13 protein-coding genes are annotated in these 20,765 nt (G+C 64.1%); 9 read left to right on the top strand and 4 right to left on the bottom strand.

The annotated features are described in order from the left end of the window. Window positions 1-9: 9 nt before the first annotated feature. Entirely contained in the window at window positions 10-1,053 is a 1,044-nt protein-coding gene (locus tag ACPFMA_RS16660; RefSeq protein ID WP_425928256.1) for an LLM class flavin-dependent oxidoreductase, read from the bottom strand. 70 nt (window positions 1,054-1,123) lie between these two features. Then, entirely contained in the window at window positions 1,124-1,609 is a 486-nt protein-coding gene (locus ACPFMA_RS16655) for a flavin reductase family protein (protein ID WP_064304108.1), read from the bottom strand. A 328-nt stretch (window positions 1,610-1,937) separates the two neighbouring features. Between ACPFMA_RS16655 and ACPFMA_RS16650 the strand changes: the two genes are divergently transcribed. After that, entirely contained in the window at window positions 1,938-3,338 is a 1,401-nt protein-coding gene (locus ACPFMA_RS16650; protein WP_425928255.1) for a purine-cytosine permease family protein, read from the top strand. A 105-nt stretch (window positions 3,339-3,443) separates the two neighbouring features. Here ACPFMA_RS16650 and gloA read toward each other — a convergent pair whose 3' ends face one another. Continuing rightward, window positions 3,444-3,965, bottom strand: coding sequence for a lactoylglutathione lyase (gene gloA / locus ACPFMA_RS16645; RefSeq protein WP_009402669.1), 522 nt, complete (start codon window positions 3,963-3,965; stop codon window positions 3,444-3,446). Between the two features lie 215 nt (window positions 3,966-4,180). Then, complete coding sequence (locus ACPFMA_RS16640; protein WP_425928254.1) at window positions 4,181-4,540, bottom strand: histone-like nucleoid-structuring protein, MvaT/MvaU family; 360 nt, start codon at window positions 4,538-4,540, stop codon at window positions 4,181-4,183. Window positions 4,541-4,766: 226 nt separating this feature from the next. Between ACPFMA_RS16640 and cobF the strand changes: the two genes are divergently transcribed. The 8 genes from cobF to ACPFMA_RS16600 all read left to right on the top strand — a co-directional run bounded on the left by cobF (window position 4,767) and on the right by ACPFMA_RS16600 (window position 20,724). After that, window positions 4,767-5,507 carry a precorrin-6A synthase (deacetylating) gene (cobF, locus tag ACPFMA_RS16635; RefSeq protein WP_425928253.1) on the top strand — a complete coding sequence of 247 codons (741 nt, stop codon included), beginning with the start codon at window positions 4,767-4,769 and terminating at the stop codon, window positions 5,505-5,507. Window positions 5,508-5,706: 199 nt separating this feature from the next. Next, window positions 5,707-6,471: an efflux RND transporter periplasmic adaptor subunit gene (locus ACPFMA_RS16630; RefSeq protein WP_425928252.1), complete on the top strand. Its 765-nt coding sequence runs from the start codon at window positions 5,707-5,709 to the stop codon at window positions 6,469-6,471. Beyond that, window positions 6,468-7,787 (top strand): efflux RND transporter periplasmic adaptor subunit, encoded by a 1,320-nt coding sequence (locus tag ACPFMA_RS16625; RefSeq protein ID WP_425928251.1) that lies wholly within the window; start codon window positions 6,468-6,470, stop codon window positions 7,785-7,787. Before ACPFMA_RS16630 ends, ACPFMA_RS16625 begins: the two co-directional genes overlap by 4 nt. Continuing rightward, complete coding sequence (locus ACPFMA_RS16620) at window positions 7,784-9,883, top strand: HlyD family efflux transporter periplasmic adaptor subunit (RefSeq protein WP_420058856.1); 2,100 nt, start codon at window positions 7,784-7,786, stop codon at window positions 9,881-9,883. Before ACPFMA_RS16625 ends, ACPFMA_RS16620 begins: the two co-directional genes overlap by 4 nt. A 119-nt stretch (window positions 9,884-10,002) precedes the next feature. Next, entirely contained in the window at window positions 10,003-10,500 is a 498-nt protein-coding gene (locus tag ACPFMA_RS16615) for a GNAT family N-acetyltransferase (protein WP_064304114.1), read from the top strand. Next, window positions 10,497-10,838, top strand: a complete 342-nt coding sequence (locus ACPFMA_RS16610) for a hypothetical protein (RefSeq protein WP_064304115.1) — start codon at window positions 10,497-10,499, stop codon at window positions 10,836-10,838. The genes ACPFMA_RS16615 and ACPFMA_RS16610 overlap by 4 nt, the downstream gene beginning before the upstream one ends. 45 nt (window positions 10,839-10,883) lie before the next feature. After that, on the top strand, window positions 10,884-11,522 hold the full coding sequence (locus ACPFMA_RS16605; protein WP_064304116.1) for a phage tail protein: 639 nt from the start codon (window positions 10,884-10,886) through the stop codon (window positions 11,520-11,522). 88 nt (window positions 11,523-11,610) lie between these two features. Continuing rightward, window positions 11,611-20,724, top strand: a complete 9,114-nt coding sequence (locus ACPFMA_RS16600; protein ID WP_425928250.1) for a DUF4347 domain-containing protein — start codon at window positions 11,611-11,613, stop codon at window positions 20,722-20,724. Window positions 20,725-20,765: the final 41 nt, after the last annotated feature.

Genomic DNA, 20,765 nt, shown 5'->3' with positions numbered 1-20,765 from the left:
CGTCATGACTCAGCGAAACGCCGGTACGACTTCCTTGATGAACAGCTCCAGCGACTTGCGCTTTTCTTCATGCGGCAGGCTGTTGTCGCACCAGAAGCTGAACTCGTCGACGCCCAGTTCCTGGTAGTAGCGGATGCGCTCGATCACCTGCTGCGGGGTACCGATCATCGCGGTCTTGTGCAGGCTTTCCAGTTCGAACTCCGGACGCCCGGCGAACTTGGACTCAGGGCTCGGCGCGAGGAAACCGTTCTCCGGGGTCTGCTTGTTGCCGAACCAGGCGTCGAAGGTGCGGTAGAAGCGGTTGATCGCCTGGGCGCCGATCTTCCAGCCTTGCGGGTCGTCTTCGGCATGCACGTGAGTGTGGCGCAGGACCATCAGTTGCGGGCGTGGCACATCCGGGTTGTTGGCCAGGGCCGCTTCGAACTTGTTCTTCAGGTCGACCACTTCCTCGTCGCCCTTCATCAACGGGGTGACCATCACGTTGCAGCCGTTCTTCACCGCGAAGTTGTGCGAGTCCGGGTCGCGGGCGGCGATCCACATCGGCGGCATGGGTTTCTGTACCGGCTTGGGCACGGAGGTGGAGGTCGGGAATTTCCAGATGTCGCCGTCATGGGCATAGTCGCCCTGCCAAAGCGCACGTACCGCCGGGACCATTTCGCGCAGCGCAGCGCCGCCTTCGGAGGCCGGCATGCCATTGGCCATGCGGTCGAATTCGAACTGGTATGCGCCGCGGGCCAGGCCGACTTCCATCCGGCCATTGCTGATCACGTCGAGCAGTGCGCATTCGCCGGCGACGCGGATCGGGTGCCAGAACGGCGCGATGATGGTGCCGGCGCCGAGGTGGATGGTCTCGGTGCGTGCAGCCAGGTAGGCCAGCAGCGGCATCGGGCTGGGCGAGATCGTGTATTCCATTGCATGGTGTTCGCCGATCCACACGGTGCTGAACCCGCCTTTCTCGGCCATCAGGGTCAGCTCGGTCAGGTCTTCGAACAGTTGCCGGTGGCTGACCTGTTCATCCCAGCGTTCCATGTGCACGAACAACGAAAATTTCATGAGGCGTTTCCTCGGCGCTTGTTATCGGGCGCCCATCGGATCAGGCGGGCGCATTCAGAAGAATAGGGGCTCAGGCGAAGGCTGGCAGGCTGGCCATCTTGCCGCGGCAGTAGACCAGCGGGCTTGGCGCTTCGGCCGGGACGATCAGGTTTTTTACCGCGCCGACCATGATGGCGTGGTCGCCACCTTCATATTCGCGCCACAGTTCGCATTCGATGATCGCCGTGGCGTTGGCCAGCAGGGGGTTGCCCAGTGCGCTCAGGGTCCACTCGATGCCTTGGGCCTTGTCCTTGCCTTTTTTGGCAAAGGCATAGGCTTCGGCCTGTTGCTGGCCGGAGAGCAGGTGGATGGCGAATTTCTTGCTGCGCATCAGCACCGGGTAGGAGTCGGAACTGTAGTTGGGGCAGAACAGCACCAGCGGCGGGTCCATGGACAGCGAGCTGAAGGCGCTGGCGGTGAGGCCGACGATCTGGCCGTCGTCGTCCAGGGTGGTGATGACGGTAACGCCGGACGGGAAGGAGCCCAGGACGTTCTTGTAGACGGTTGCGTCGATCATGGCGTGATCCTCGTGATGCAGCGGTGTGCCCGCATTTTTATCGTTGATGTGTCTGATGGTATACCGTAATACCTAATTTGCAAGAGGATTTTTCCGGCCCTGACGAACGCGTTGATTCAGGTCAATGCCCAATGAATACGCGGGCTCGCGCCTATGGAGGGGAGAAAGCGAGGCGACCAAAAGCAGATCAGTTGGTCGGCAAAAGGACGAATCAGTGTTGTCAAAAGCTTGGAATACCATAATATGGTCTTCAGCTTCGACGCCGCTTGCAGCGTGCCGCAAGTGGTTTCCTACAAAGATAAAAACGGAACCTTTCGAGCTTTTGCCCATGTCCCAGTCGTCTTCGCAACACCAGTTGATCGAAAACCATACGGTCGATTACGTACCGCCAGCAGAGCGCCATGGGAAGGCGCGTGATCTGTTCACGCTGTGGTTCAGCACCAATATCGCGCCGTTGCCCATCGTCACCGGGGCCATGGTGGTCCAGGTGTTCCACCTCGACCTGCTGTGGGGGCTGGTGGCCATTGTCCTCGGCCATATGCTCGGCGGTATCGTCATCGCCCTGGCCTCGGCGCAAGGACCGCAGCTGGGCATTCCGCAGATGGTGCAGAGCCGCGGGCAGTTCGGCCGCTATGGCGCGCTGCTGATCGTGTTCTTCACCGCGTTGATCTACGTCGGCTTCTTCATTTCCAACATCGTCCTGGCGGGCAAGTCCATCCATGGCATCGCCCCGAGCGTACCGATGCCGGTGTCGATCATCATCGGTGCCCTCAGCGCCACGGCCATCGGCGTGATTGGCTACCGCTTCATCCACACCCTGAACCGCATCGGCACCTGGGTAATGGGTACGGCGCTGCTGGCTGGCTTCATCATGATGTTCGCCCAGGACCTGCCGGCGGACTTCTTCAGCCGCGGCGGCTTCAACCTGTCCGGCTGGATCGCCACGGTGTCCCTGGGCGTGATCTGGCAGATCAGCTTCTCGCCCTATACCTCGGACTACTCGCGTTACCTGCCGCGTGAAGTGGGGATCGGCAAACCCTTCTGGGCCACCTATTTCGGCGCGACCCTGGGTACCATCCTGTGTTTCAGCTTCGGCGCCATTGCCGTGCTGCTGGTGCCTGAAGGTACAGAGGCGATGGATGCGGTAAAACAGGCTACCGGCTGGCTCGGCCCGATCCTGATGGTGCTGTTCCTGCTCAACATCATCAGCCACAACGCGCTCAACCTGTATGGTGCGGTGCTGTCGATCGTCACCTCGATCCAGACCTTCGCCGCCAACTGGACGCCGAGCATCAAGGTGCGCGTGCTGCTGGCCGGCGTGATCCTGCTGGGCTGCTGCCTGACCGCACTGGGCGCCACGGCGGACTTCATCGGCCATTTCATCGGCCTGATCCTGGCGCTGCTGCTGGTGCTGGTACCCTGGGCGTCGATCAACATCATCGACTTCTACCTGGTCAAGCGCGGCCACTATGACATCAAGTCGATCTTCGCGGCGGATGGCGGGATCTACGGGCGCTTCAACCTGCACGCGATCATCGCCTATGCCTGCGGGATCATGGTGCAACTGCCGTTTGCCAACACGTCGCTGTATGTCGGGCCGTACGCCAACCTGGTCGAGGGAGCGGACCTGTCGTGGCTGGTGGGGTTGGTTGTTACGGTGCCGCTGTACTACTGCCTGGCGACTCGTGGGCGCAAGGAGTCCCTGGTGGCGGCCTGGCGGGCACAGTAATCACTCAAGAACACTGCTGAACCCTGTGGGAGCTGGCCCAGAAGGGAAGGGTATAAATAAAAATGCCGCGGACTATCCGCGGCATTTTTCATTTCCGGAGCCGAATCAGAATTCGGTCGGCTGGATGATTTCGACCCAGTAATCATCCGGGTCCTTGATGAACGCCAGGTGTTTCATGCGGCCATCGCTCAGGCGCTTCTGGAAGGTCACGCCCAGTTGCTCGAACCGTTCGCAGGCGGCACGGATATCCGGCACGGACACGCAGATGTGACCGAAACCGCGCGGGTCGGTGTTGCCGTTGTGGTAGGCGAAGTCCGCGTCGTTCTCGGTACCGTGGTTGTGGGTCAGTTCGAGAATGCCGGGGATCGATTTCATCCACTCGGTGCGCTTGGCCGCGTCGGCCGGGATCTGCGCCTTGTCGACCAGGGCCAGGAAGTACAGGCTGAACTCGGCTTCCGGGAAGTCGCGCTTCTCCACCAGGCTGAAGCCCAGCACGCGGGTATAGAAGTCCAGGGATTTGGCGACGTCCTTGACCCGCAGCATGGTGTGGTTGAAGACGAAATTGTGGGTGGCGGCATCGGGTTGCGCGGTGACGCCGGGGAGGTTGTCGAGATCTTGCAGGCTCATGGGCACTCCGCATCAGAAGGCCGGCGCCCGGGGCGCCAGCGGAAAGACAGACGGCCATGATACGGAACTGAATCCATTGCGCAAACAACAACGCCCCGTGGTGGTGGCCACGGGGCGTCCGAATTAGAAGCCCGCCGGAGCGGGCGCATGGGGCGCTAATCCTTTAGCAGCCTTCATCCTGATCCTGAGCTTGTGAAAAATATGTGAAGCAAAAATCATTTGCGCAACCAGCCGTCGACTTCGCTCGCCCCGTACTGTTCTTTCCAGGCCTTCAGGCCGCGGTGGTTGCCACCCTTGGTCTCGATCAGTTCACCGGTATGTGGGTTTTCATACACCTTCACCACCCGCGCGCGGCGGGTCTTTACAGGGCGTGCAACGGATTTGCCGGCCGCTGCCGGATCGAGCAGGGCAATGATATCGCGCAGACCCTTGTCGTAGTGTTTCATCAAGGTGAGAAGTTTCTGTTCGAATTCGATCTCGCGTTTCAGGCCGGCGTCCTTTTTCATGGCCTCCAACTGTGCAAGCTGTTCCTGGAGGGCTTTTTCGGCAGCGCGAAACTCTGCAAGTCTGGACACGGAAACACTCCTTTATCAAAGGCGGGCGGGCTATGGAGGTGCAATAGATAGCGGCCCGCGGGGCTGGCTGCAATAACAGCATGTTGACAGTGTAGCCAACGGGGTGTGGACTAACAGTACACTTTTACATTCTTGGTGTTGGAACTTTGAAAGTTGCATATGTTCCGTTCGCCATGGTGTTTAACCATTAACTTGCAGTGCGACTTCCGGCCCGGGGAGCCCGTCCATGAAAGTGCTGTTGTTGATTGGCATCGGCCCGGGCAATCCGCGGCAAATCACCCTTGAAGCCGTCGATGCGCTAAAGCGCGCCGACGTGTTCTTCGTCCTCGACAAGCACCAGGCCAATGACGATCGCATGCGCTTGCGCAAGGAGCTGCTGGCGCAATGGGTCAGCCAACCCTGCCGCGTGGTTCAGGTGGACGACCCGCAACGCGATGGCGAGGCCAGTGATTACCTCGGCGCGGTGCACGACTGGCACCGACAGCGTGCCGCCCTCTATGGCCGGCTGATCGCCGAGGAACTGGGCGAGGGCGAGTGCGGGGCATTTCTGCTCTGGGGCGAACCGGGGCTTTACGACAGCACCTTGCGCGTTCTCGAATTGATCGGCGAGCAGTCCTTCAGCATCGAGGTGATCCCCGGGATCAGTAGCGTGCAGGCACTGGCTGCGCGTCATCGCATACCGCTCAACCGGGTCGGTGAAGCGCTGCAGATCCTTCCTGGGCGGCGCCTGGCGCAGGTGCCGCGCATCGACAACCTGATAGTGATGCTCGACGGCCAATGTGCCTTTGCCGGAATCGATGATCCCGAACTGCATATTTACTGGGGTGCGTATGTCGGTACGGCCGATGAAATCCTGATCAGCGGGCGGCTGTCCGAGGTCAAGGCGCAGATCCTCGCGGCCCGTGAGCAGGCACGGGCGCGCAAGGGCTGGATCATGGACACCTATCTGTTGCGGCGACGCCCTTGAGGCGCCGTGGTCCCGGAGCTTCCGGCGCGAAGAAAACATTGATAGCATCCGGCCACTTTTTTGTAGCCGTTCTGTGACGCGTTTCTCGTTCCGGGTCGGCAGGCAATCAGTCCGGTACTGACCGACGGCGTTCACGTTCCGTGAACTGCAGCCGATACTCCATTTGAATGATCCAGACCTTTGACAGGGACGTAGCGAGATGAAGCAGGCGGTGTGGTGGGCGGCGTTGGCGCTGATGACGGGAATGGCACAAGCCGCGACCGAAAGCGATCCCTTGCTCGACGGTGCGACCTCCGGCGGTGGAGCCGAAGTGCGGGGCGTGCTGCGTGCCCGATCCCAGGCGGTACTGGCCAGCGAGCTGTCCGGCCGGGTCACGGAAATCCCCTTCAGTGAAGGCCAGTCGTTCAAGAAGGGTGACGTGCTGGTGCGCTTCGATTGCAGCGCCTACCAGGCCCAGGCCAACGCTTCGGCCGCCGCTGTGCGCGCAACCCGCGAAGAACTGCGCAATAAGCAGCAACTGGCGGCGCTGAACTCGGTCGGCAAGTTCGAAGTGTCCCTGGCCGAGGCCCGCCAGGCCCAGGCCCAGGCCGAAGCCCAGGTCTACCAGGTGCAGGTGCAGCGTTGCCAGGTCAAGGCGCCTTACGATGGTCAGGTCGTGCAACGCCGGGTCCAGGCCCATGAAAGCGTGGCCAGCGGTGCGGCATTGCTGGAAATCGTCGACAACCGCTCCCTGGAAATCCATCTGCTGGTGCCATCGAGCTGGCTGGGCAAGCTCAAGCCCGAGCAGACCTTCAGCTTCGTTCCCGATGAAACCGGCCAGCCCTTCGATGCCGTGATCAAGCGTCTTGGCGCGCGCATCGACGAAGGCAGCCAGACCCTGCTGCTGATTGCCAGTGTCCCGGCCAGCACTCCCGACCTGCTGTCCGGCATGAGCGGCACTGCGCACTTTGCGGAGCGCAAATGAACGCTTCCGTCCCGGGTGCGCTAGAGCAGCTGCTGGCCCATTACCTGAAGCTGGAGCGCCAGGCCCGGTCTGCGCCTTCGGTCGAGGAACTGGCGTTCAGCATGGTCAATGACAGCCAGGCGCTGTTCGGCTATCGCCATGGCGCGTTGCTGATCGCTGGCAAGGTTCGCGCCCTGACCGGGGTCAGTTCGGTGGAGCCGAACGCCCCCTTCGTAGTGTTCATCGAGCGCGCCGCCAGGGGCCTTGCGGCCAGCGAACGCTTCGCGCTGCCAGGCGTGGTGCCTCCTGAAAGCCTGGACCAGGCCTGCCGGGACGATTGGCAGGCGCTGTCGGCGCCCCATGCGTTTTGGTTGCCGTTGAAAGACCGGCAGGGCGACGTGTTCGGTGGGCTCTGGCTCGCTCGGGACATGCCCTGGAACGATGCCGAGCAGGCCTTGCTGGCGCAACTTGGCGACTGCTACAGCCATGCCTGGCGCGCCTTGCAGCCGGGCAAGCCATGGCGTCTGCGCTGGCCGGCGCGCACGCGCTGGGCGTTGGCGGCGGCGCTGTTGCTCGTGCTGTTGCTGCCGGTGCGCCAGTCGGTACTGGCTCCGGCCGAGGTGGCACCGCGCAACGGCCAGGTGGTGGCCGCTCCGCTGGATGGCGTGGTCGCCGAGTTCACCATCAAGCCGAACCAGGCGGTCAAGGCCGGCGAGGTGCTGGTGCGCTTCGATGCCACCACGCTCAGGGCACAGGCCGATGTGGCCGAACGCACCCTGGGCGTGGCCGAGGCGGAACTCAAGGCCAACACCCAGCGTGCCTTTTCCGATGCCGACTCCAGTGCCCGTCTTGATCTGCTCGCTGCCCGGGTCGAGCAGAAGCGTGCCGAGCGTGATTACGCCCGCAACCTGCTGGCGCGTACCGAGGTACGTGCCGAACGCGATGGCATCGCGGTATTCGCCGATGCCCAGCGTTATATCGGCAAGCCCATGCGCACCGGCGAGCGCCTGATGGAAATCGCCGATCCGGCCCAGGCCGAGTTGCGTATCGAGTTGCCGGTGGCCGATGCCATCGGCCTGGAGAAGGGCGCCGAGGTCGCGCTGTTTCTCGACAGCGATCCACTGAACCGGCACAACGCCGTGCTCGAACGTGTCGCCTACCAGGCCCAGAACACCCCGGCCGGGCAGCTCGCCTATCGCCTCGATGCGAGCTTCGAGGAGGCGCCGCCACGTATCGGCCTGCGCGGGACCGCCAAGGTCTTCGGTGACCGGGCGCCGCTGGCCCTGTACCTGCTGCGCCGGCCGCTGGCGGCCCTGCGCCAGGCGGTGGGCCTGTGATGTTGCCGGCGCTGCGCCCGGACCTGCAGCTTTCGCCAGGGGCCCCGGGGCTCGACGGTGCGCCGCAATGGACCCTGGCCGACCCTTTGCGCGGTCGCTATTTCAAGCTGGGCGCGCCGGCCATGCGCTTGCTGCGCCATTGGGCGCTCGGTGACCCGCAGCAGGTGCTGAATGCGGCCAATGCCGAGCCGGGCGCGCCCCTGACCGCCGTGGCGGTGGAAGAGCTGCTGCGCTTTCTGCGTGGTCATGACCTGGTCAGCGCCGCCGATGCCGAGCAACGCGCGAGCTACGCACCCAAGGCCGCTGCCCAGCGCCAGGGCATCTGGACCCAGATCCTGCATAAATACCTGTTTTTCCGTATTCCGCTGTGGCGCCCTGACGCTTTTCTCAATCGCACCTGGCCCTGGCTCGAGCGCCACGGCGGCAACCTGTTGCGCTACGGTCTGCCCAGCGTATTGCTGCTCGGCCTGTTCCTGGTAATGCGTGACTGGGAGCGCTTCCTTTCGACCTTCCCGCACCTGCTCAGCCTGGGCGGCATGGCGGCATTCGCCATCGCCCTGGGCTTTGCCAAGCTGTGCCATGAATTCGGCCATGCCTACATGGCCAAGCGCGCTGGCTGCCGGGTGCCGAGCATGGGCGTGGCGTTCATGGTCCTGTTGCCGATGCTCTACACCGATGTCAGCGACGCCTGGCGCGTGCAGGATCGGCGCACCCGCCTGCTGATCGGCGCCGGGGGCGTGCTGGCCGAGCTGATCCTGGCCTGTATCGCCCTGCTGGCCTGGTCGCTGCTGCCCGACGGGGCCGGGCGCACCGCAGCCTTCATGCTGGCCAGCGCCACCTGGATCACCACCCTGGCGATCAACGTCAACCCGTTGATGCGTTTCGACGGCTACTTCCTGCTCAGCGACCTGTGGGGCGTGGATAACCTGCAAGGGCGTGGTTTCGCCCTGGGCCGCTGGCACCTGCGGGAGAAGCTTTTCGGTTATGGTGAACCTATGCCCGAGCGCTGGTCACCGGCGCTGCGCCGGCGCCTGCTGTGCTGGAGCTACGCCTCATGGATCTGGCGGGCGGCGCTGTTCTTCGGTATCGCCCTGGCGGTTTATCACCTGTTCTTCAAGGTGCTTGGCATCTTCCTGATGATGGTCGAACTGGTGTGGTTCATCGGTCTGCCGATCTGGCGCGAATGGCAGCACTGGTGGCAGCACCGGGACAAGGCCAAACCGCGCAAGGTGGTGTTGCTTGGAGCGGGCCTGGCCCTGTTGCTGGCCGTGTTGGTGGTGCCTTGGCGCAGCGGCGTGGAAGTGCCGGCCATGCTCGAAGCGTCCCGTTTCAGTGCCTTGCATGCGCCGGCAGCGGCGCGGATTCGCGAGGTGCTGGTCAAGGATGGCCAGCCGGTCGAGGCCAACCAGGTGTTGATGACCCTGGAGTCGCCCGACCTTGAAGCGCGCATGGGCATCGGCCGACGTGAAATCGAGATTCTCCAGCTGCAACTGCGGCGTCAGTCGGGGCGCAGTGAAACCGCCGCCGACAGTGGCATTCTCGAACAACGCCTGGCCGAGGCCGTTGCCGAATACCGCGGCCTGGCCGCCCAGCGCGAGCGCCTGGTACTGCGCGCGCCCCATGCCGGCACGGTGCGCGACCTGGCGGACAACCTGGCGCCTGGCCGCTGGATCAGCAGCGAGATGCCGCTGGCCCAGGTCGCCGAAGGTGGCTTGCGCCTGCGCGGTTACCTGGCCGAAGCCGACCTGTGGCGGGTGGCACCGGGCACCCCCGGGCACTTCGTCGCCGATGACGTACTGCGCGATTCCCTGCCGGTGTCGCTGGAATCGGTGGACGCCAACGGCGTCGCCTCCATCGACCAGGAAGCGCTGATCTCCGATCATCAGGGGCCCATCGCGATACGCCGCGACGAAGAGAAGAGGGCGCAGCCTCTGCAAGCGCACTACGGCACCCAGTTCGTGCTCGAAGACAGTGCGCCGATACAACTATCGCACCCGCTTCGCGGCATTGTGGTGCTGGATGGAAAGAGCGAGTCGCTGCTTAGCGCCGCGTGGCGACGTATGGCAGCGATCGGTGTAAGAGAAAGTGGATTTTAATTAGTGCGATTGTAAGGCAGTTGCGGTAATCTGCTGTCAATTCGCCATGCAAGTAAGCGTGACACCCGTCACAATAAAAGTTAGCTCGCAAAGTTATTTCAACAGGGATGTTTGCATAGATGTCGATGCCTGCTGTGACCCTGCGTGTCATGCATCCGGACGATATGGCGTTTATCGAGCGTCTGTACGCCGGCTCACGCGCCGAAGAGATGTCCCGTAGCGGCTGGCCGGCGCAGCAGATCGCCGCCTTTCTCAAACAGCAGTTCAATGCTCAGCATGCTTACTATCAGGCCCATTATGCCGATGGGGAATTATTGATCATCGAACTCCAGGGCCAGCCGATCGGCCGGCTTTATATGTTCTGGGGGCCAACCACTCTCAATCTGATCGATATAACCCTGCTTCCCGAATTCCAGGGCAGGGGCATTGGCTCCGCGCTGATAGAAGCGCAATTGCGACGGGCAGATGAGCAGGGCCTGAAAGTCGAACTTTTCGTTGAATCCTACAACCCGGCACAGCGGCTTTATGGCCGGCTGGGCTTCCATGTCTGCGGCGATTCGGGGGTGTACCTGAAATTGCGCCGCGACGCGCGCACCGACACAAGGAAAGTCTCATGAGCCAAGCCGTCGACGACACCATTCCCAGCCGCCAGGAACTGCTCGAAGCCGATCCCGAAGGGTTCGTACTGCAGATCGCCCACGATCAGGGCTTGCACGTCAGCCTGCTGGGCGTGACCGATGGCACGGCGATGAGCCAGGACTACGAGTGCTATTCCCTGGCGGTGGCCCTGCCGCATGGTGTGGTGCTGCCCCAGGACACCTTCAATCTGTTCGGCCCGGGCCGCGCGCAGCCCTGGACCTTGCTGATGAGTCCGGTGCGGCCCGAACCCGACGGCCGCCATGTGCTTGAAGCGGTCATTCACCGCAACCGCGTTGCGGTTGACGAGGCTCCCTGATTCGCAATTCAACCAACCACGCAAATCAACATAAGGAAGAGTCTGATGGCTGATCCGTTTCTGGGCGAAATCCGGATGGCAGGGTTCAACTTCAACCCGTACGGCTGGGCGCTGTGTCAGGGCCAGTTGGTCCCGCTGAATCAGAACACCGCACTGTTCGCCCTCCTGGGCACGCAGTTTGGTGGTGACGGCGTAAGTACCTTCGGCCTGCCGGACCTGCGCAGCCGTACGCCGGTGGGCCAGGGCCAGGGCACCGGCCTGTCGAATTACCAAATGGGGCAGAAAGGTGGCAGCGAGTCGGTTACCCAATTGACCAGCAACCTGCCGACCCACACCCACTTGCTGTCGTTGGTGACCAACAACAGCACCCTCACCGCAACCTCCACCGCACAGGTGGTGAATGCCGATGCCACCAGCGTTGCACCTATTGCCGGCGGCTGCCTGGGCATCCCCAACGATGGTGCCGGCACCACTTACCAGCTGTACCACAGCGGCAAGGACAACAACGGCAACCCGCTGCCCCGCGTTGACCTGGCGCCGCAGCCGGTGACCTTCACCGGCGGTGTGACCGTGACCGGCACCGCTGCGCTGACCGGCGGCAATATCCCGACGTCGGTGTTGAGCCCCTACATTGCGGTGAACTTCATCATCGCGATGCAAGGCATCTTCCCGAGCCGCAACTGACGCAACAACCGGCGGTGCTCCAGGGCACCGCCACTTTTTTGTCCGCATTGCCCAGCCGGCAGTGCGGGGGACCACCAGGAGGTGCAGCATGAAATTCATCGAACGACTCTCGCGCAAGTCGGCCCAGCAGCCCCAGTCCGCCGAGCCCGGCCAGGCCCCGCTGCTGATGGCCCTTGAACCGCGGATCATGTTCGATGCGTCCGTGGGCGTGGTTGCCCAGGATGCTGCGGCGCAGACGACTGCCGACGCGGCCAAGGACAGCACCTCCAGCAATGAAAGCAGCCAGGCGCCAGCGGCGTCCGGCGAAACGGCGAGCCAGCAGCAGGGCAGCCAGCGCAACGAAGTGGTGTTCGTCGACGGTCAGGTCAGCAACGTCGGGCAACTGCTCGAAGGGTTGTCGCCCAAGACCGAAGTGGTGGTGCTCGACCCGAACAAGGACGGCCTGCAGCAGATGGCCGACTACCTCAAGGGGCGCGACAACCTCGACGCCATCCACCTGTTGTCCCACGGCGCCGACGGTACCGTGCAACTGGGCAACGTCTGGCTGGCCAGCAACAACCTCGCCGAGCATCGTGCGGCACTGGAGAGCATCGGCGCGGCCTTGAAGGCCGACGGCGACCTGATGATCTACGGCTGCGACGTAGGGCAAGGTGGCAAGGGCCAGGCCTTCATCGACCAGTTGGCGGCGATTACCGGCGCCGACGTTGCCGCTTCGGTGGACGACACCGGTTCCGCGGCGCTGGGTGGCAACTGGACGCTGGAGCGCAGCAGCGGCGCCATCGAGACCAGCGCCTTGAGCGTCGCTGGCTACGACAGCCTGATGGCTTCGACCTACACCGGCGGCGCGGTGGCCAGCGCGCCGGTGCTGGGGACCACCACCAACCAGATGAAATACGTGGTCGGCGACTTCAACGGCGACGGGCGTGCCGACATCCTCTACCAGGCTGCAGGCGCCGGTGGTGCCTGGAGCTTTGCGCAGAGCAATGCAGACGGCACCTTCACCATCTTCAGCCAGGCCAGCTCGATGTTCGCCGGCCTGACCCTGACCGACGCCGCCACCGGCGGCGCCAACTACCACGCCGGGGATTTCAACGGCGATGGTCGCATCGATCTGCTGGCCGCACCCGTGAGCGGTCCGACCATGAAGCTCTACCTCAACACCGGGTCGGGCTTCACCAGCCAGGACGTGAGTGGTCCGAGCTTCGGCGTGCGTACCCTGGTGGGTGATTTCAACGGCGACGGCGCCCTCGACATTCTCTACCAGACCGGCGGCACCGGCTCGTCCTGGGCATTGGCGGTGAACAGTGGCGGCGCCACGCCAAGCTTTACCACCCTGACCAGCGCCAGCGGCGCCGCCTGGCCGTTCGCCGGTATCACCTTGCCCGACTTCAACGCCTACAACTACAAGGCCGCCGATGTCGATGGCGACGGCTACACCGACCTGATCCATGTCGCGTCGGGCATGCAGATGCGCTATTTCCGCAACAACAACGGCGTCTTCGTCGATATGACCGCCACCGCGGCCCTGCCGACCGTGTCCGTGACCCGGGCGATCGTCGCCGACTTCGATGGCGACGGCGACGCCGATATCCTTTACCAGACCGGCAACAACGGTACGGTCTTCCGTTACATACGCAACGACAATGGCACCTTCGTCGACGTGGACCAGGCCAGTTCGCCGTTCGCCAACGTGACCCTGCCGGACATGAACGCCCAGCAGTTCCGTGTCGGCGACTTCGACGGCGACGGCGATCTCGACCTGATCTCCACCTCGTCCACGGCAGCCAGCACCGCCATCTTCTACCAGAGCGGCAGCCTGCCGAAGCTGGTCAGCTCCAGCCCGGCGGACGACAGCCTGACCGTTACCCCGAATGCCAATATCACCCTGACCTTCGACCAATCGGTGGCCAAGGGCACGGGCAACATCTATATCGTGCGCACCAGCGACAACGCGATCATCCAGACCATCGACGTGGGCAGCGGTGCGGTCACCGGCTCCGGCACCACCTGGACCATCGACCCGCCGGCGGACATGGTGGCGGGCGTGGCCTACGCCGTGCGCATCGACAACAAGGCGTTCGCCAACGCCAACGGCCAGGTCTACAAGGGCATCCAGAACAATACCGCGCTGAACTTCACCGTGACCGCGGTGGCGGCGCCGGTGATCGGCAACCTCAACGGCGACCTGGTCAGCTACCGCGAGGACGCCGCCTACGTGCTGCTCGACCAGAACGGCGACGCCACCATCAGCGACGCCGATTCGGCCAACTTCAACGGCGGCAAGCTGACGGTGCAGATCGCCAGTGGCGGCACCAGTGCCGAAGACGTGCTGTTCATTCGCGACCAGGGCGCCGGGGCCAACCAGATCGTGCTGTCCGGCGCCTCGATCCTGTACAACGGCCTGGTGATCGGTACCTTCACCGGCGGCAGCAACGGCAACCCGCTGGTGGTCACCCTGACCAGCAACGCCACGGCGACCACCGTCGCTGCGCTGGTGCAGAACCTGGCCTACCGCAATTCCAATACCATCGAGCCGTCGGCGGCCACGCGCAGCGTCTCGATCAGCATGGACGACGGTGCCGGCGGCAGCAGCACGGTGTCGACGGTCACCCTCGACGTCCTTTCGGTCAACGATGCCCCGGTGGTCAATGTCAGCGGCACCAACCCGACCTACACCGAGAACGGTTCGGCGGTGCAGCTGTTCAGCGGCGCGACGATCAATACCGTCGAGACCGGGCAGAGCGTGATCCAGATGACCTTCACCGTCACCGGCGTCGCCAACGGTGCGGCGGAGAAACTGGTGATCGACGGCAGCGACGTGAACCTGGTCAACGGCACCAACGTGGTGACCGCGATCAACGGCACGACGGTCTCGGTCTCGGTGGTCAGCGGTACCGCGACCATCACCCTGACCCACAGCGGCCTGTCCAGCTCGGCAGCGCAGGCCATCCTCAACGCCATGGCCTACCGCAACGACAGCGAAAGCCCGAACACCGCCAACCGGGTGGTGAGCGTGGATTCGGTGCGCGACAACGGCGGCACCTCCAACGGCGGGCTCAACACCGCCACGGTAGGCATCCTCAGCACCGTGACCGTGGTCGCGGTCAATGACGCGCCGACGCTCTCTGGCGGCCCGTACACCTTCCCGAACACCAACGAAGACACCACGACCCCGGGCGTGCTGATCTCGACCCTGCTGACCAGCACCTCCTATGTCGATCCCGACGTCGGGGCGCTGCGCGGTATCGCCGTGTACGTCACCACCGGTCGCGGCACCTGGCAGTACTCCACCGACAACAGCAACTGGACCGACTTCGGAAGCGTGGCGCCGACCAGCGCGCTGTTGCTCAGTTCCACGACCTATGTGCGCTATATCCCCGACGGCGCCAACAACGAGACGGTGTCCATGGGCTTCCGCGCCTGGGACCAGACCTCCGGCAGCGCTTCCGCCAATGGTAGCCGCAGTCTGGCCGATACCTCCGGCAACGGCGGCAGCAGTGCCTTCTCCACCGGCACCGCCCAGGCCAACCTGACGGTCACCGCCGTCAACGATGCGCCGGTGATGAACCCGGTGTCGCCGAGCCTGTCGCCACTGACCGATACCTCCACCACCAGCGCCGGTGACCTGGTCAGCTCGCTGACCGGCGGCATCACCGATGTCGATACCGGCGCCGTGAAGGGCATCGCCATCACCGGCCTGACCGCCACCTATGGCAAGTGGCAGTTCTCCACCAATGGTGGCACCACCTGGACCGATGTCGGTATCGTCTCCAACACGGCGGCGTTGATCCTGCGCCCGACGGACCGCGTGCGCTTCGTCCCGGACGGCATCCATGGCGAAACGGCGACCATCACCTACAAGGCCTGGGACCAGACCAACGGCACCGCCGGTTTCCAGGGCGCCAAGATCAATACCAGCACCTCCGGCGGCACCTCGGCCTATTCCACGGCGACCGATACCGCCACGGTCACCGTGACTGCGGTCAACGACCGCCCGGTACTGACCCCGAGCGGCGGCAGCGTGGCCTGGACCGAAGGCAACAACGTGGCTTCCACCCCGGTAGTGGTGGACTCCAACCTGACCCTGTCCGACCCGGATGGCCCGAACCCGGGCAGCGCGACCGTGCGCTTCTCCAGCTACAACAGTGCCCAGGACGTACTGGCGCTGGTCACCGACCCGGCGACCATGGGCAATATCCAGGCAAGCTGGGATTCCAGCACCGGCATCCTGACCCTGACTTCCGCCGGCAACCAGGCTACCCTGGCGCAGTTCCAGGCGGCCCTGCGCGCAGTGACCTACAACAACAGTTCGGAAAGCCCGACCACCAGCAACCGTGTCGTGCAGTTCCAGGTGACCGACGGTGGTGGCATGGCCTCGGTGGTGGTCTCGCGCAGCGTGACCATTACTGCCGTGGACGACGCCCCGATCATCAGCGCACCTGCTACCGTCCAGGTGACCGAGGACGTGCCCACGGCGATCAGCGGCATCAGCATCGGCGATGTCGATTCACTCAACGCCACGGTCACCCTGACCGTGACCAGCGGCACCCTCAGCGCGGTGAGCGCCGGTGGCGTGCTGGTCAGTGGTACGCCGACCACGCTGATCCTCGATGGCAGCATCGCCAACATCAACACCTTCATCGCCAACAACCGGGTGACCTTCACCACGGCCGCTAACGCCACCGCAGCTGTTCCCCTCACAATGAGAGCCGACACCGGGAGCGTGTCCGACGTGGTGACCAACATCACCCTGGTGGTCACCGAGGTAAACGACGCACCGGCGGCCACTGTGCCGCCATCCATCACCGTGACCGAGGATGTCGCCAGCGTTATCAGCGGTATCAGCTTCACCGACGTCGATGCCGGCACCAATAGCGTCACCGCGACCTTCTCGGTACCGAGCGGTACCCTGGCGGCCACCAGCGGCCTGGGCGTGACCGTTGTCGGTTCCGGTACGGGTGAGCTGACCCTGTCGGGCAGCCTGGCCGATATCAACTCGTTCCTCGCGGCCAACAGCCTCACCTTCAAGACCGCCCAGGACGCCACCGCCAGCGTGATCCTGACGGTGAAGATCGATGACAACGGCAATACCGGCGGCCCCGCGCTGACCGACACCAAGACCGTGACCCTCAACGTCGCCGCGGTCAACGATGCTCCGGTCAACAGCGTGCCGGGCGCGCAAACCGCGCAGCAGGGGGTTGCCCTGGGCTTCAACAACGCCAATGGCAATGCCATTTCCATCAGTGATGTGGATGCCAACGGCGGCCTCGTTTCGGTGACCTTGACCGCCAACAACGGTCTGCTCACCTTGGGCAGCCTTAGCGGTATCACCCTGGTCACCGGTACCGGTGTGAACAACATCACCATGAGCTTCGAAGGCACCCTGGCCAATGTCAACGCCGCGTTGCAGACCCTGAGCTTCCGCTCGGCGAGCAATTTCCTCGGTGCGGCCAGCCTGACCGTCGAGACCAACGACAACGGCAATTCCGGCAGCGGCGGGGCCAAGCTCGATATCGACACCATCGCGATCGACGTGGTCCCGGTGAATCCGAAGGTGACCAGCGTGTCCGCACAGGGCCCCGACCGCGCGGTGAAGGTCGGCGACGAAGTGCTGATCAACGTGTCCTGGGACCAGGCCGTCACCGTCAGCGGTGGTACCCCGAGCCTGCTGCTCGAGACCGGGCTGGTCGATCGCAACGCCGTGTATGTCAGCGGTTCGGGCAGCAACACCCTGGTGTTCAAGTACACCGTGCAGGCCGGCGATATCAGCGCCGACCTGGACTTCCAGAGCACCACGGCGCTGCAGCTCAATGGCGCGCTCATCACCAACGCCACCAGCGACCTGGCGGTCCTGACCCTGCCGACTGTGGGTGGGGCCAACTCCCTCGGCGGACGCAGCGCTATCGTGGTCGATGGTGTGGTGCCGGTGGTCGGCAGTGTCAGTGCGCCGAGCAATGGCACCTACATCACCGGTCAAGGCCTGGACTTCACGGTCAACTTCAGCGAAGCGGTGACGGTCGATACCGGCACCGGCATCCCGCGCATCGCCATTACCCTGGATACCGGCGGCACCGCCTATGCCGAGTATGTCTCGGGCAGTGGCAGTAATGCCCTGGTGTTCCGCATGGTGGTCGCCAGCGGCCAGCTCGACGCCAATGGCGTCACGGTGGGCAGCAGCATCGACCTCAACGGCGGCGCCATCACCGACCTGGTCGGCAACGCTACCGTGACCACCCTGAACAGCGTGGCCAGTACCGCCGGGGTGGCGGTCGACGGCATCGCGCCGAGCGTGGTCAGCGTGGTTGCGCCGGTGGATGGCAGCTACAAGGCCGGCGACGTGCTGACCTTCACCGTCAAGGCCAGCGAAGCCCTGCAGATCGGCAGCCTGACACCGCGCCTGGCGCTGGATGTCGGCGGGGCGACCCGCTATGCCAACTACGTTTCCGGCAGCGGTAGCGACACGCTGGTGTTCCAGTACGTGGTGCAGGCGGGAGATAACGACAGCAACGGTATCGCTGTGAACAGCCTCGACCTGCGTGGCGAACAGCTGACCGACCTGGCCGGCAACGATATCGATCCGAGCCTGAACAATTCCGGCAGTACCGCCGGTGTCCTGGTCGATACCACCCGGCCGCTCGTCGATAACATCGTCCTGCTCGACCCGGTGAACAACAACCTTGGATCGGTCAGCTTCGACGTGGTCTTCTCGGAGAAGGTCAGCATCGTCGCCCCTGATGTCTTCGCCGTAATGTTCAACGGCTCGACCCGACTTCCCATCGACAGCTATACCAGCCTCGATGGCAAGACCTGGACCGTGAAGGTCAGTGGCATCACTGGACAGGGTTCCGTGGGGATCGTGGTGTCCGGCAACGGTGCCGTCGATGCGGCAGGTAACGCCCTCAGCGGTTCTGTCGGCCCGGTCTTCTACAACGTCGATCGCATTGCACCAAGCGTCGCCAGCGTCGGCGTACCGGCCAACGGCACCTATGTCGCCGGCCAGCACCTCGATTTCACCGTGCAGATGAGCGAAGTGGTGCAACTGGATACCAGCAACGGCTCGCCACGCATCGAAGTGACCCTGGACAACGGCCAGAAAGCCTACGCGACCTATCTGTCCGGTGCAGGCAGCAACACCCTGGTGTTCCGCCTGAACGTGAGCACGGGCCAGGTCGACAGCGACGGTATCAGCGTTGCCAGCGTCATCGACCTCAACGGTGCCACCCTGCGCGATGCGGTCGGCAACGATGCGCAGACCGCCCTCAACGGCCTGCCACCGACCGACCAGGTGCTGATCGATGCCCTGGCGCCGACGGTCAGCAGCGTTGGCCTGCCCGCCACTGGCACCTACAACGCCGGTGATGTGCTGCGCTTTACCGTCGATGCCAGCGAGAACGTCATCGTCGATACCAGCAGCGGTACGCCGCGGCTGGCCCTTAATATCGGTGGCGTGACCCGTTACGCCAGCTACGTGTCGGGCAGCGGTACTTCAGCGCTGGTCTTCGAGTACACCGTCCAGGCTGGCAACAATGCCAGCGCCGGTATCGGCCTGCCGGGCAGCATCGACCTCAATGGCTCGACCCTGCGTGACGCCGCCGGCAACAATATGAACCTGCAACTCAATCTGCCAGGTACCGCCGGTGGCGTGGTGGTGGATACCGTGGCGCCGCAGGTCAGCGATATCGTGCGCGTAGACGTCACCCCGACCAACGCCAGCAGCCTGCGCTACACCGTGACCTTCGACGAATCGGTCAGCGGCGTGGACAGCGCCGACTTCAGCCTGGCCCTGACCGGCAGCGCCAACGGCCGCATCGCCTCGGTAACCCGTATCGACGGGCGCACCTACCAGGTGCTGGTGGACAACCTGTCGGGTGTCGGCAACGTGCGCCTGGACCTGAATGCGAGCAATACCGGGATCACCGATATTGCCGGCAACCCGATCAGCGGCGGCCTTGCCGGTAGCGTCTACAGCATCGACCGCGTGGCGCCTTCGGTGACCAGCGTGAGCGTGCCTGCCAGCGGCACCTACACCGCCGGCAAGACCCTGGACTTCACGGTCAATACCGACGAAGCGGTGCTGGTCGACAGTGGCGACGGCAATCCGCGCCTGGCCATTACCCTGGACAACGGTCGGGTGGTCTATGCCGATTACTTGTCCGGTTCCGGCAGCACGGCGCTGACCTTCCGCCTCACCGTTACCAGCGGCATGGCCGGCAACAGCACCTTCGCGGTGGCGTCGAGCATCGACACCAACGGCGGTACCCTGCGCGATGCCCGCGGCAACGATGCCAATACCGGGCTGAACAATGTCGGCAGTACCAGCGGCATCCTGGTCGACGCCCGGGCGCCACGGCCAAGCAGCATCGTGGTGGACGGCCCGGTCCTGCCGACCGACCGCAGCCTGAGCTTCACCCTGACCTTCGACGAGGCGGTCAGTGGTGTCGATGCCAGCGACTTCAGCGTGCTCGGCACGGCCAGCGCCAGCGGGGTGGTGCAGTCGGTGCAGCGCATCGATGCACAGACCTACCGCATCGTGGTGGGCAACCTGCGCGGGCAGGGCACCTTGTCCTTGAGCCTGAATGCGCCGGACAGCGGCATCCAGGACGGCGCCGGCAACCTGCTGGCGCAGTCCCTGGCCAGTGCCGGGCAGACCCTGCAGAGCCAGGACGTCGGCGATCTGGAATACCGGCTCAATCCACCGGACAGCTCGGGCCTTCCACAACCTGCAGTGATCCAGCCGCAGGTGCCGGGCATCGAGATCAACGAAAGCATCTCGCCGCTGGCCCCGGGCTCGCTGTTCGAGGTGCGGACCGTGGGCGGCGACCTTAGGCCGCTGGGCACCATCTTCCTCGGCCAGGCCGGCAGTGCGCCGAGCTTCATCGCCCAGGTCTTCGGCAGCAGCGACAGCGGCCTGGGCAACGGCGACGGCCAGGGCTTCCTCGGCTTTGGCGGCGGCACTGGCGGACTGTTCGGCGCCAGCACCTTCGCCAACATCTTCAACCGCGATGTGCCGGGTGTCAGCGAGATGAACGTGTTCAACGGCAACCAGTGGAAACAGAGCGACCTCAACCAGGGGCTGCGCGGAGTGTTCGGCGTGCCGACCTTCGGCCAGCAACTGCAACATATCAACGAAGCCGACCAGCGCCAGGTGCGCGAGTTGGCCAAGGCCCTCGCCAAACCGGCCGAGATCGGACAGCGAGCATGACCAGCACAACTCTTGAGAATCGAGCCGTACCTGGGGGCGGC

Origin of the sequence: Pseudomonas sp. NyZ201 (genome assembly GCF_049860765.1) — a bacterium.
Classification (GTDB): Bacteria; Pseudomonadota; Gammaproteobacteria; order Pseudomonadales; family Pseudomonadaceae; genus Aquipseudomonas; species Aquipseudomonas bharatica.
The sequence above is the reverse complement of the archived record's forward strand: the minus strand, read 5'-3'. Positions and strand labels throughout refer to the sequence as shown.

What these genes read in the sequence shown, in the direction of transcription:
- cobF (WP_425928253.1), top strand. Translation starts at nt 4,767, where the DNA reads ATGAAAGTGCTGTTGTTGATTGGCATCGGCCCGGGCAATCCGCGGCAA.
- ACPFMA_RS16630 (WP_425928252.1), top strand. Translation starts at nt 5,707, where the DNA reads ATGAAGCAGGCGGTGTGGTGGGCGGCGTTGGCGCTGATGACGGGAATG.
- ACPFMA_RS16610 (WP_064304115.1), top strand. Translation starts at nt 10,497, where the DNA reads ATGAGCCAAGCCGTCGACGACACCATTCCCAGCCGCCAGGAACTGCTC.
- gloA (WP_009402669.1), bottom strand. Translation starts at nt 3,965, where the DNA reads ATGAGCCTGCAAGATCTCGACAACCTCCCCGGCGTCACCGCGCAACCC.
- ACPFMA_RS16600 (WP_425928250.1), top strand. Translation starts at nt 11,611, where the DNA reads ATGAAATTCATCGAACGACTCTCGCGCAAGTCGGCCCAGCAGCCCCAG.
- ACPFMA_RS16625 (WP_425928251.1), top strand. Translation starts at nt 6,468, where the DNA reads ATGAACGCTTCCGTCCCGGGTGCGCTAGAGCAGCTGCTGGCCCATTAC.
- ACPFMA_RS16650 (WP_425928255.1), top strand. Translation starts at nt 1,938, where the DNA reads ATGTCCCAGTCGTCTTCGCAACACCAGTTGATCGAAAACCATACGGTC.
- ACPFMA_RS16655 (WP_064304108.1), bottom strand. Translation starts at nt 1,609, where the DNA reads ATGATCGACGCAACCGTCTACAAGAACGTCCTGGGCTCCTTCCCGTCC.
- ACPFMA_RS16605 (WP_064304116.1), top strand. Translation starts at nt 10,884, where the DNA reads ATGGCTGATCCGTTTCTGGGCGAAATCCGGATGGCAGGGTTCAACTTC.
- ACPFMA_RS16615 (WP_064304114.1), top strand. Translation starts at nt 10,003, where the DNA reads ATGTCGATGCCTGCTGTGACCCTGCGTGTCATGCATCCGGACGATATG.
- ACPFMA_RS16660 (WP_425928256.1), bottom strand. Translation starts at nt 1,053, where the DNA reads ATGAAATTTTCGTTGTTCGTGCACATGGAACGCTGGGATGAACAGGTC.